General features: G+C 67.4%; 7 protein-coding genes and 1 riboswitch. Of the genes, 3 read left to right on the plus strand and 4 right to left on the minus strand.

The window, feature by feature from the left end; all coding sequences use genetic code 11:
- Both N5J73_RS09005 and N5J73_RS09010 read right to left on the minus strand, forming a co-directional pair.
- Positions 1 to 801 carry a UDP-2,3-diacylglucosamine diphosphatase gene (locus N5J73_RS09005; protein ID WP_164078667.1) on the minus strand — a complete coding sequence of 267 codons (801 nt, stop codon included), beginning with the start codon at positions 799 to 801 and terminating at the stop codon, positions 1 to 3.
- Positions 798 to 2,513: a lysophospholipid acyltransferase family protein gene (locus tag N5J73_RS09010; RefSeq protein ID WP_049448961.1), complete on the minus strand. Its 1,716-nt coding sequence runs from the start codon at positions 2,511 to 2,513 to the stop codon at positions 798 to 800. The genes N5J73_RS09005 and N5J73_RS09010 overlap by 4 nt, the downstream gene beginning before the upstream one ends.
- A gap of 335 nt (positions 2,514 to 2,848) precedes the next feature.
- Between N5J73_RS09010 and metK the strand changes: the two genes are divergently transcribed.
- Positions 2,849 to 4,060 carry a methionine adenosyltransferase gene (gene metK, locus N5J73_RS09015; RefSeq protein ID WP_010481882.1) on the plus strand — a complete coding sequence of 404 codons (1,212 nt, stop codon included), beginning with the start codon at positions 2,849 to 2,851 and terminating at the stop codon, positions 4,058 to 4,060.
- A gap of 140 nt (positions 4,061 to 4,200) precedes the next feature.
- A complete protein-coding gene (locus N5J73_RS09020) occupies positions 4,201 to 4,707 on the plus strand; it encodes an acyl-CoA thioesterase (RefSeq protein WP_014036006.1) in 507 nt (168 codons plus the stop codon).
- 59 nt (positions 4,708 to 4,766) lie between these two features.
- Here N5J73_RS09020 and ppc read toward each other — a convergent pair whose 3' ends face one another.
- Both ppc and N5J73_RS09030 read right to left on the minus strand, forming a co-directional pair.
- A complete protein-coding gene (ppc, locus tag N5J73_RS09025; protein ID WP_049448959.1) occupies positions 4,767 to 7,478 on the minus strand; it encodes a phosphoenolpyruvate carboxylase in 2,712 nt (903 codons plus the stop codon).
- 237 nt (positions 7,479 to 7,715) lie between these two features.
- Positions 7,716 to 10,232: a prolyl oligopeptidase family serine peptidase gene (locus N5J73_RS09030; protein ID WP_279940831.1), complete on the minus strand. Its 2,517-nt coding sequence runs from the start codon at positions 10,230 to 10,232 to the stop codon at positions 7,716 to 7,718.
- Positions 10,233 to 10,352: 120 nt separating this feature from the next.
- Positions 10,353 to 10,436: riboswitch (S-adenosyl-L-homocysteine riboswitch) on the plus strand.
- Between the two features lie 36 nt (positions 10,437 to 10,472).
- On the opposite strand from N5J73_RS09030, the gene ahcY reads away from it, so the two are divergent.
- Positions 10,473 to 11,918 (plus strand): adenosylhomocysteinase, encoded by a 1,446-nt coding sequence (gene ahcY, locus N5J73_RS09035; protein ID WP_049448956.1) that lies wholly within the window; start codon positions 10,473 to 10,475, stop codon positions 11,916 to 11,918.
- The last annotated feature ends 142 nt before the right edge of the window (positions 11,919 to 12,060 follow it).

Here is a 12,060-nt window from a genome sequence, read left to right on the forward strand (position 1 = left end):
TTATGCCGCCTGCGACATCCGCGCGCCGGGCAGCTCCACCAGCGTCTGGCCGTTGTGGTCGAGCAGGCGCAACGCGCCATCATGGTCTTCGGCCAGTGCGGTCAGGCTCTCGACCCAATCGCCGTCGTTGGCATAGACCAGACCATCGCGTTCAATCAACGCAGCGCGGTGGATGTGGCCGCAGACGATGCCGTCCAGGCCGCGTCGGCGCACGTCGTCCAGCCCGGCCTGCACGAAGCGCTCGATGTAGCGTTCAGCGGCACCGCTGCGCTTCTTCAGGAACTCCGACAGCGACCAGTAGCGCATCCCCAGCAGCCGCCGCACCGCGTTCAGCGCCTGGTTGCCGGTCAGGATGCGGTAGTACAGCCAGTCGCCGAATTTCTCCTGCAGGCCACCGAAGTGGGTCACGCCGTCGTACTCGTCGCCGTGTGCGACCAGCAGCCTGCGGCCATCGGCGGTCACATGGATGGCGCGGCGGCGCACCTGCATCGCTGGCAGCATCAGCCCGCACACCTGCCGCAGCGAGGCATCGTGGTTGCCGGGAATGTAGATGATCTCGGTGCCTGCACGGCGCAACGCGTGCAGGGCTTGGATGACTTCGCTGTGCGACTGCCGCCAGTTGGCGCGGCGATGCGCCATCCACCACAGGTCGATGATGTCGCCGACCAGATACAACCGTTCGCAGCGCAGCTGCGAGAGGAACCCTGCCAGCTCAGTGGCATGGCAATGACGCGAACCCAGATGCACATCGGAGACGAACACTGCGCGCCGGTGTGGCGACAGGTTCGCCAGCGCGCTCATGCCGGCGTCCCCGCGTCGCGCAGGTAGCGTCTGCGCTTGTTCGGCCGGATCGCGCACAGATCCACTTCAATCAGGCCGTCGATCGAATCACTGAAGTCCGGGTCGACACCGAAGGCGAGGAAGCGCGCGCCACCGGGTTCGCACAGATCGGTGTACTGGCGATACAGCGTCGGGACGCCGGTGCCGAGAGCGGCCAGGTTGGCCTTGAGCACATCGAACGCGGCGCCTGCATCCAGCTCGCCGAAACTCGGCGGCGCGGCGAAGTACTGGAACGGGCGGTTCGATTCGGCCAGGCCAGCGGTGCCGCTGTAATAGCGCTGGTAGTACGCCACCAGCTGCTCGCGCGCATCGCGTGGCAGCGCCGCGCTGATCGACACCGCGCCGAACAGGTAGCGGATGCCCGGCCGGCACTGCAGGTAGGCGCCGATGCCCTGCCACAGGTAATCCAGGCTGCGGCTGCCCCAGTAATCGGGCACCACGAAGCTGCGGCCCAGTTCCAGGCCCTCGGCGATGTGGGTGATCGCATCGTCGGAATAGCGGAACAGCGACGCGCTGTAGAGCCCGGACAGTCCGTGCCGGGCCAACGCATGGGCGCCGCGCATGATCCGGTACGCGCCGGCAATGCGCTGCGCGGCCGCGTCCCAGATCACGATGTGCTCATACCGCGGGTCGTAGTCGTCCAGGTCGCGGCTGCGCCCGGTACCCTCGCCCACCTGGCGGAACGTCAGTTCGCGCAGGCGGCCCAACTCCAGCAGCAGCGGTGAATCAGCGGTACAGGTGGCCAGCAGGATCTGCTTGCCATCGGCGGTCTGGCCCAGCTGCGTGGCCGCCGCGATGCCCGCGGCGACCTGCGAGGGCGGCACCGGGGCGGCCAGCGGCTCGGGGCCTGCGCAGGCAACGGCATTACCGGCCCCACCATTGCGGCCCAGCGCATACAGCGCGCGGCGTACCGCCAGCAGCTGTGCGCCCGGGTCGCCGCCCCTGCCCAGCTGCATCGGCTCACCGATGCTCAGCCGCAACGGACGGCCACGACGGGTGAACATCTCGCGCGCCAGCAGCGCGGTGCCGGCCGGCTTGAACAGGGTCGAGGCGCCGTAGAACAGCGCCGAGTTTCGCGCTTCCACACGCACCGGCAGCACCGGCGCGCCGGCGGTACGGGCAAAGCGGACGAACCCGCGCTGCCAACGGCCATCACGGATGCCGCGCAGCGACAGCCGCGAGACCTCGCCGGCCGGGAACACGATCACGCACTGCTCGGCGGCCAACGCCTCCTCGACCGCATGCAGGCTGCCACGCTGGGCCTTGCCACCGAGGATGCGCACCGGCAGCAGCAGGTCCTGCAGTGGCGCGATGGCCCCCAGCAGGTCGTTGGCCACGATCCGCACGTCGCGGCGGATACGGCCAACCGCGTCCAGCAGTGCGAGGGCATCCAGTGCCCCGGAGGGGTGGTTGGCGACGATCAGCAGGCGGCCGGTGGCGGGAATCTTCGCCAGCGCGGTCGGATCCACCTGGTACTGGCCGTCGATGAATTCCAGGCCGGCAGCGACGAAACCGAATCCGCGCAATCCTGCACTGCGCTGCAGGAAAGCTTCGATCTGGTCCAACCGCGACCAGCGCCCGACGCTGCGCAGCAGCGGCCGCGCCAGTTGGCCTCGGCGGCCGTGGAACCAATCAGGGAAGCGTTGCTGGAGACGCTGTTCAAGTTCCTGCATGGCGGTTCCACTCATGCCCGGCGGCCGGATTGGCCGACAGCCTGCGCCCGGCAGGCGGCAGCCAGATGGCGGTTTTGGGGCAGAACGATGACCACGGGTCCGTCTTGTCGACAGGGACGCCGCCTGCGCGGTCGGGGGCCGCAGCGCCCGCCCCGTTGTCACGCTGGTGGAACACTGGGCCTCGACGCTGGGCCCCAATCCCGGCCAGACGGCCCCTGCCGGGCCTACACGGGCTTAACCACCGGCAACCGGTACAGGTTCACAATGCACAGGCGGCGCACCCCGTGTATCATTCGCGCCCATCTTTCCATCCGAATCAAGGGATATTACGCCTGATGTCCAGCTATCTCTTCACCTCCGAGTCGGTCTCCGAAGGCCATCCGGACAAGGTTGCCGACCAGATTTCCGATGCGGTGCTGGACGCGATCCTGACCCAGGACCAGCGCGCCCGCGTGGCGTGCGAGACCATGGTCAAGACCGGTGTTGCCATTGTGGCCGGTGAAATCACCACCAGTGCCTGGATCGACCTGGAAGCGCTGACCCGCAAGGTCATCACGGACATCGGCTACGACAGCTCCGACGTCGGCTTCGACGGCGCCACCTGCGGCGTGCTGAACCTGATCGGCAAGCAGTCGCCGCACATCGCCCAGGGCGTGGATCGCAAGAAGCCCGAAGAAATGGGCGCTGGCGACCAGGGCCTGATGTTCGGCTACGCCACCAACGAGACCGACAGCTACATGCCGGCCGCGATCCACCTGTCGCACCGCCTGGTCGAGCAGCAGGCCAAGATCCGCAAGAAGAAGAACTCGCCGCTGTCGTGGCTGCGTCCGGACGCCAAGAGCCAGGTCACCCTGCGCTATGAAAACGGCGTTGTCTCGGCCATCGACGCGGTGGTGCTGTCGACCCAGCACGCCCCGGGCATCAAGCAGAAGGACCTCATCGAGGCCGTCCGCGAAGAAATCATCAAGCCGGTGCTGCCGGCCAAGTGGCTGCACAAGGGCACCAAGTTCCACATCAACCCGACCGGCAAGTTCGAGATCGGTGGCCCGGTGGGCGACTGCGGCCTGACCGGCCGCAAGATCATCGTCGACACCTACGGCGGCTGGGCCCGTCACGGTGGTGGCGCCTTCTCCGGCAAGGACCCGTCCAAGGTCGACCGTTCGGCTGCCTACGCGGCCCGCTACGTCGCCAAGAACGTGGTTGCCGCCGGCCTGGCCGACCGTTGCGAAGTGCAGGTTTCCTACGCCATCGGCGTGGCTGAGCCGACCTCGATCTCGGTCACCACCTTCGGCACCGGCAAGATCAGCGACGACAAGATCGAGAAGCTGATCCGCAAGCACTTCGACCTGCGCCCGTACGGCATCATCAAGATGCTGGACCTGGTGCACCCGATGTACCAGCAGACCGCCGCCTACGGCCACTTCGGCCGCAAGCCGAAGGAATTCAGCTACCTCAACGGCGAAGGCGAGACCGTCAACGCCACGGCCTTCTCCTGGGAGAAGACCGACCGCGCCGCCGCCCTGCGCGCCGATGCGAAGCTGAAGTAAGAAACACGAAGGGCCGCTCACGCGGCCCTTCTGCTTTCTGTAGAGCCGAGCCCATGCTCGGCTTTCTTTTTCCTGCGACAAGAGCAGCCGAGCATGGGCTCGGCTCTACAAGAGCTACGCCACGCCGATACAATCGCCCCATGTCGACCGAACTGAAAACCCACCAGCTGTCCATGACCGTGCTGATGTCGCCGGAAATGGCCAATTTTTCCGGCAAGGTCCACGGCGGTGCGATCCTGCGCCTGCTCGACCAGGTCGCCTACGCCTGCGCCAGCCGTTATGCCGGCAGCTACGTGGTCACCCTGTCGGTGGACCAGGTGATGTTCCGCCAACCGATCGCAGTGGGTGAGCTGGTCACCTTCCTGGCCTCGGTGAACCACACCGGCACCTCGTCGATGGAGATCGGCATCAAGGTGGTGGCCGAGGACATCCTCAAGCGCAGCGTGCGCCACGCCAACAGCTGCTTCTTCACCATGGTGGCCGTGGATGAGGAAGGCCGGCCGACACCGGTGCCGCCCTTGCAGCCGGTCACGTCGGACGAGAAGCGCCGCCAGGCAGCCGCACTGATCCGCCGCCAGCTGCGCCAGGAAATGGAGCAGCGCCATCTGGAACTGCTGGCGTCGAATCCACCGTCGCCGGAGGAATGAGGGCGTGCGGGGCAAGCCCCACACCCACCGAGGCAGGTAGCGCCGACGGATGCAGAAGGTCAGCCCGTGTTCTGCACGCCCTGCGAAACACCGTTCACGCACGCCACCAGCGCGCGCAGCAGCTCGTCATCCTCGCGTCCGCTGGCCCGCCAGCGCTGCAGCAGGTCCACCTGCAGCACGCTGATCGGATCGACGTAGGGATTGCGCAGGCGGATCGACAGCGCCAGCCGCGCATCGTGGTCCAGCAGCGTCTGCTGGTCCATCAAGGCCAGCAGCCAGTGCCGGGTGAGTTCCAGTTCGCGCTGCACCTGCGGGAAGAAGCGGTCGTGCAGGTCGCCCGACAACAGCGAGAACTGCTCGGCGATGGTGATATCGCCCTTGGACAGCACCATCGCGATGTCGTCCAGGAAGGTACGGAAGAACGGCCAGTCACGCGCCATATCGCGCAGCGTCTGTTCGTGGCCGGCATCAACCGCCGCCTGCAGGCCACTGCCCACGCCGTACCAGCCGGGGATCACCGCCCGCGCCTGGCTCCAGGCGAACACCCAGGGAATCGCACGCAGGTTGCCCAGTGCCGCGTCCTGGCCGAGCCGACGCGAAGGACGCGAGCCCAGCGTCATCCGCTCGATCACGTCGATGGGTGTGGCGGTACGGAAGTAATCCATGAAGCCGGCCTGGCCAACGAACCCGCGATACACCTCGCTGCTGGCCGATGACACCACGTCCATCACCGGTCGCCACTCATCCTCGCGCGGCTCGGCGGCACGCGGGCGCAGGCTGGCGCGCAGCACCGCACCGGTGGCCTGTTCCAGCGAGCGCAGGGCCAGCGCGCGGATGCCGTACTTGCGATGGATCACCTCGCCCTGCTCGGTCACCCGCAGGCGGCCATCGATGCTGCCGCGCGGCGACGCATCGACCGCGTGCGTGGTCTTGCCACCACCACGGCTGATCGAACCGCCACGGCCATGGAAGAAGGTCAGGCGGATGCCGGCCTCGGCCGCCACCTCCAGCAGTTCCACCTGCGCGCGCTGCAGGCCCCAGCGCGAAGCGGCAATGCCACCGTCCTTGCTGCTGTCCGAATAGCCCAGCATCACCATCTGCACGTCGTCGCGCGCACGCAGATGGGCGCGGTAGACCGGGTCGGCCAGCAGGTCACGCAGGGTGGCCGTGCCACGCTTGAGGTCATCCACGGTTTCGAACAGCGGCGCGATGTCGAGCGGCACCGAACCGCCTTCTTCCACCAGGCCGCCACGGCGCGCCAGCGCCAGCACCGCCAGCACATCGCTGCGGTCGTGTGCCATCGAGATGATGTAGCTGCCCAGTGCATCGCTGCCATGCCGCGCGTGCGCATCGGCCAGCGCAGCGAACACCGCATCCAGCCGCTCGTTGCCCTCGTCATTACCCTTGGGCAGCGTGTCTTCGCCGCTGGCGTGCGGGCCCAGCAGGCGCGCTCGGCCCAGCGCGTCCAGCGCCTGCCAGGTTGCTTCACCGCCCAGCACGGCGGCCAGCGCGCGCGCATGCACGCTCGATTCCTGGCGCACATCCAACCGCGCCAGGTGGAAGCCGAAGGTCTTCACCCGCCACAGCAGGCGCTGCACGGCAAAGCCGCCAGCATGTTCGCCGCGATTGGCGCGCAGGCTGTCGAGGATCAGCTGCAGGTCGTCGATCAGTTCAGCGGGGCCGGCGTAGGCGCCCTCGCCGTCATCCAGCGTCGCCTGCAGGCGTGCGCGCATGCGGTCATTGAGCAGGCGGTACGGCATGTCGGCATGGCGCGGGCGCGACTGCACCCGCGGCAGCAGCTGCTGGTACTGCGCCACGCGTGCCTGCAATGCGTCGCTCACCCCTACCCGCTCGGTGGACTGGCTGAGCAGGCTGGCCAGCTGCAGCAGTTCCTTCTGATAGCGCCCGAGCACCGCCTGCCGCTGCGCATCCAGCGTGTTGCGGATGGTGGTGGCATCCACGTTCGGGTTGCCGTCCATATCGCCGCCTACCCAGGTGCCGAAGCGCAGCAGGCGCGGCAGCGGCAGTTCTTCGCCGTAGGTATCGCGCAGCGCCTGCTGCAGTGATTCGTACAGCACCGGAATCACGCGATACAGCACCTGCACCAGATAGAAGCCGACGTGCTCGCGCTCGTCATCGACCGTGGGCCGCACTGGCGAGGAGTCGGTGGTCTGCCACGACGCCGTCAACGCCATGCGGAAGCGCGCCGCATCGGCGGCGGCCTCGCCAGGCGTGCGCTGGCCGTCGAGGTTGTCGACCAGGCTGGCCACCATCAGCTGCTCTTTTTCCAGCAGCGCACGGCGCACGGCTTCGGTCGGATGCGCGGTGAACACCGGTTCGATGTCGATGCGTGGCAGCCACTGGGCCAGTTCGTCCAGGCCCACGCCCTGCGCCTTCAGGTGCTGCAGCGCGTCCTGCAGGCCATCGGGCTGCGCACCTGCGGTACCGGCGCGCTGGTAGTCACGGCGACGGCGGATGCGATGCACGCGCTCGGCGATGTTGACCACCTGGAAGTAGGTGCTGAACGCCCGCACCATGGTCTCGGCCTGCTGCGGCGTGCGCCCGGCCAGGCCTTCGGCCAGCTCGGACAGGGGCGCCTGATTCTCGCGGCGGGCGATGGCGCGGGTGCGCACGTCTTCGACATCGTCGAGAAACGCGGCCGAAACCTGTTCAACCAGCAGGTCACCGACCAGCGCGCCAAGCCGGCGCACATCATCGCGAAGCGGAAGATCGGGAGAAGCAAATTCGATGCTGCTGCGGTACTCGTTCATCGGCGACGCACAGGCCTCGGTCAACGGATCCAGGCCCCAAGCCTAAACCAGAACGGGCGTCGTGCTGCGATGCAAAAATGGTTTCATCTGCACGTATCCGCAGCAGAAGCAGCCGAGCGTGGGCTCGGCTCTACAGACATCATCACGCGCTATACCGTGTAGCGCCCGAGCCCATGCTCGGGCGGCGGCGCAGCCGCACAGGCGGCCCCTGTTGCAGGGGCCGCCCTCATGCAGGTATCAGCGCTTCTTCTTCGCCTTGCCCTGCTCGGCCGGGCCGATGGTCTGTTCCAGCCAGCGCTCGCTCTCGGCCAGCATGGTCATGATCGATTCGCGTGCACGGTAGGCATGCGATTCGTTCGGCAGCATCACCAGTCGCGCCGTGCCACCCAGGCCCTTCACCGCGGCGAACATGCGCTCGCTCTGCATCGGGAACGTGCCGGAGTTGTTGTCGTCCACGCCGTGGATGAAGAGGATCGGATCCTTGATCTTGTCAGCGTAATTGAACGGCGCCATCTTCTGGTAGACGTCCTGCGCCTGCCAGTAGTTGCGCTCCTCAGCCTGGAAGCCGAACGGGGTGAGCGTGCGGTTGTAGGCGCCGCTGCGCGCGATGCCGGCCTTGAACAGGCGCGTGTGCGCCAGCAGGTTGGCGGTCATGAACGCACCGTAGGAATGGCCACCGATGGCGATGTGGTCGCGATCGGTCACGCCACGGCGCACCACTTCATCCACCGCTGCCTGCGCGTTGGCCACCAGCTGTTCGATGTAGGTGTCGTTCGGCTCCTTGTCGCCCTCACCGATGATCGGCATCGACGGGCTGGCCAGCACCACATAACCCTTGGCCAGGAACGCCTGCGGGCCCCAGTAGCTGACCGCGTTGAAGCGGTACGGCGAATCGGTCACCTGGCTGGCCGCGGCCGCACTCTTGAACTCACCCGGGTAGGCCCACATCAGCAGCGGGCGCGGGCCGTCGCGCTTGGGGTCGTAGCCCGGCGGCAGCAGCAGGGTCGCGGTCAGGTCGACGCCATCCTTGCGCTTGTAGCGGATCTGTTCCTTCTGCACGCCCTTCAACTGCGGCAGCGGATGGGCGAAGTGGGTCAGCGCGCGCGCTGCGGTACCCGCATCGGCCAGCGACTGCACGTAGAAATTGGCCGGCTCGTCCGGGCTCTCGCGGCTCAGCAGCAGCGAGCTGCCCTGGTTGTCCAGCAATGCCACCGGCAGCGAATAGCTCGGCGCCTGCGAGTGGAACAGGCGGGTGGCCTTGCCGCTGGCGATGTCGAAGCGGTCCACGAACGGACGGTCACCTTCCGGCGAAGCACCCGCACCGACCAGGTACAGGCTGCTGCCATCAGCACTGGTCTGCAGCAGCGAGCGGCCACGATCGTCGCTGGACATCTGCGGACGACCCGGGTCGGCGTAGCGGTCCTGCGCATCGCGGTCCCACAGCAGGCGCGGCTCGGTACCGGCGTTGTCCGGGGCGATCAGCCAGGTCCTGGTCTTGCGGGTCTTCCACCACGATTCGGTCAGCAGGGCCAGGTCACCGCGGCCCCAGCTGATGCCGGCCAGGCGGCTGCCAAGCTGGGCCAGCGTCACCGGCGGCTTGTCGAACGGCGCGGCCTGCATCAGCACCGCATCGCGCACCTTGGCATCCCTGTTCGGGTCGCCGCCGTCCTGCGCTTCGGCCCAGACCAGGGTTGCATCGGCATCGCCGCGCCAGCTGATGTCGCGCACGCCGGTCACTTCAGCGTCGTTGCCGGTCGGCAGGCCTTCCACCAGCGGGCGCACGGCCACGGTGTGCACCAGCGTGCCGCTGGCTCGGTCGATCACTTCGATACGGCGCGGGAAACTGGTCACCGGCACCACGTAGGAGTACGGGCGCTGCACCGGCTGGCGCAGCACGAAGCGGCCGTCCGGCGACACCGAGAAGCCCATGAAGATGCCGGCCGCGCCGATCGTGCGGGTGTTGCCGTCCAGGCTGACTTCCATCGGCTGGGTGGTGGCGTAGTAATCGAACTGGCGCGCGTCGGCCTCGTTCTTCAGCAGGTCCTGGTAGGTACGGATCGACACCACGCCGCTGCCCTGGCTGGTCTGCTGCACGGCCGGGCCGGTCGGAATGCCATCGGCGGCCGGGGCCGCACCGAGGTTGGCCGGGCGGGTGAACACCACCAGTCCGCGGCTGTCCGGCAACCACTGGTAGCCACTGCCGATCACCGTGTTCAGGCCGGCGACCAGGCGACGGGCGCTGCCGCCGGCCACGTCCACCAGCCACAGTTCATTGGCGCCACTGGCGGCGTCGACCTGGTTGAAGGCCAGCCACTTCTGGTCCGGCGACCACATCACACTGGCGATCGACAGCCTGGCCGGCAGGCCGCTGATCTGCCGTTCCTTGCCGTCGGCCACGTTCATCAGCCACAGCTTCTCGCCGAAGCTGAAGCGGCTGTCGGAGAACGTGCGCGGGTTGATGCGCAGGCCGGCCAGCTTCAGTTCCGGCTGCGCCACCACCTGGATCGAAGGCAGCGACGGCATCTGCATCATCGCGGCCACGTCGCGGCGTGGCGACAGGTACAACGAGGGCGCACGGGGTGCGTCCACCACCGCCTGCAGCGCGGCCGAGGGCAGTTCGTAGCCGTTGACGCCCCGGGCCTGTGCGGCCGCGGGCTGCGGCGCTGCCGCCCAGGCCAGCGGGGCCACCGCCAGCAGTCCCATCGACAGGACCAGGCCGGTCCAGCGCCGTGTGCGGCGCGCGTGCATGCTCATCGTTCCACCTGTGTGATGCGTGAAAACACCGACCTTAACAGGCCGTGCACGCCCGCCCATCTGCCGATGGTTGGGTCATCCGGATGTCATGCCGGGGCCGCGATATAATGGGGGTTCTCCCCTGCCGAGGGGCGCTGCGACCGGATCCCGTGAGGCCCGGCCAGGCTCGGTGAGGTGGCTTTGTAACAACGGCGCCCGGCTAGATGCGAGCACCCGCTCGCCCACAACCGGAGCACACGAATGAACGCTGTTGCCAAGACCTTCTCCACCGAAGGTGATTACAAGATCCGCGATATCACGCTGGCCGACTGGGGCCGCAAGGAACTGGACATCGCCGAGCACGAAATGCCGGGCCTGATGTCGATCCGCCGCAAGTACAAGGCCGAGCTGCCGCTGAAGGGCGTGCGCGTGACCGGCTCGCTGCACATGACCATCCAGACCGCGGTGCTGATCGAGACCCTGAAGGACATCGGCGCCGACGTGCGCTGGGCCTCGTGCAACATCTTCTCGACCCAGGACCACGCCGCTGCCGCCATCGCCGCCACCGGCACCCCGGTGTTCGCCTGGAAGGGCGAGACCCTGGAAGAGTACTGGGACTGCACCCTGGACGCGCTGACCTTCACCCTGGCCGACGGCACCCTGACCGGCCCGGAGCTGGTGGTCGACGACGGCGGTGACGTGACCCTGCTGATCCACAAGGGCTACGAGCTGGAAAACGGCAGCGACTGGGTCAACACCGCGTCCTCCTCGCACGAAGAACAGGTCATCAAGAACCTGCTCAAGCGCGTCGCCAAGGAGCGCCCGGGTTACTGGGGCCGCGTGGTCAAGGACTGGAAGGGCGTCTCCGAAGAGACCACCACCGGCGTGCACCGCCTGTACCAGCTGGCCCAGGCCGGCACCCTGCTGATCCCGGCGATCAACGTCAACGACTCGGTCACCAAGAGCAAGTTCGACAACCTGTACGGCTGCCGCGAGTCGCTGGCCGATGGCCTGAAGCGCGCGATGGACGTGATGCTGGCCGGCAAGGTGGCCGTGGTCTGCGGCTATGGCGACGTCGGCAAGGGCTGCGCCGCCTCGCTGCGTGCCTACGGCGCGCGCGTGATCGTCACCGAGATCGACCCGATCTGCGCCCTGCAGGCGGCGATGGAAGGCTATGAAGTCAATACCATCGAATCGACCCTGGGCCGTGCCGACCTGTACGTCACCACCACCGGCAACAAGGACATCATCCGCATCGAGCACCTCAGCGCGATGAAGGACCAGGCCATCGTCTGCAACATCGGCCACTTCGACAACGAGATCCAGGTCGACGCGCTGGTGTCGTTCGCCGGCATCAAGCACGTCAACATCAAGCCGCAGGTGGACAAGTACATCTTCCCGAACGGCAACGCGATCTTCCTGCTGGCCGAAGGCCGCCTGGTGAACCTGGGCTGCGCCACCGGCCACCCGAGCTTCGTGATGTCCAACAGCTTCGCCAACCAGACCCTGGCACAGATCGACCTGTGGGCGAACAAGGACAGCTACGAGAAGAAGGTCTACCTGCTGCCGAAGAAGCTGGACGAGGAAGTGGCGCGTCTGCACCTGGAGAAGATCGGCGTGAAGCTGACCACCCTGAGCCAGGAACAGGCCGATTACATCGGCGTGCCGGTGGAAGGCCCGTTCAAGCCGGACCACTACCGCTACTGATGCCTGCGGAGTGCCGGCCAGCGGGCGGCACCACCGGTGCATGCAACACACGGAACGGGCGCCCTCGGGCGCCCGTTCTGCATTTGCGAGTGGTCGTACACCCCGCATCCAGTCCCCGCGATAGATCCACGCCATGCGTGGA

Source organism: Stenotrophomonas sp. GD03654 (assembly GCF_029845105.1).
Taxonomy (GTDB): Bacteria; Pseudomonadota; Gammaproteobacteria; order Xanthomonadales; family Xanthomonadaceae; genus Stenotrophomonas; species Stenotrophomonas africana.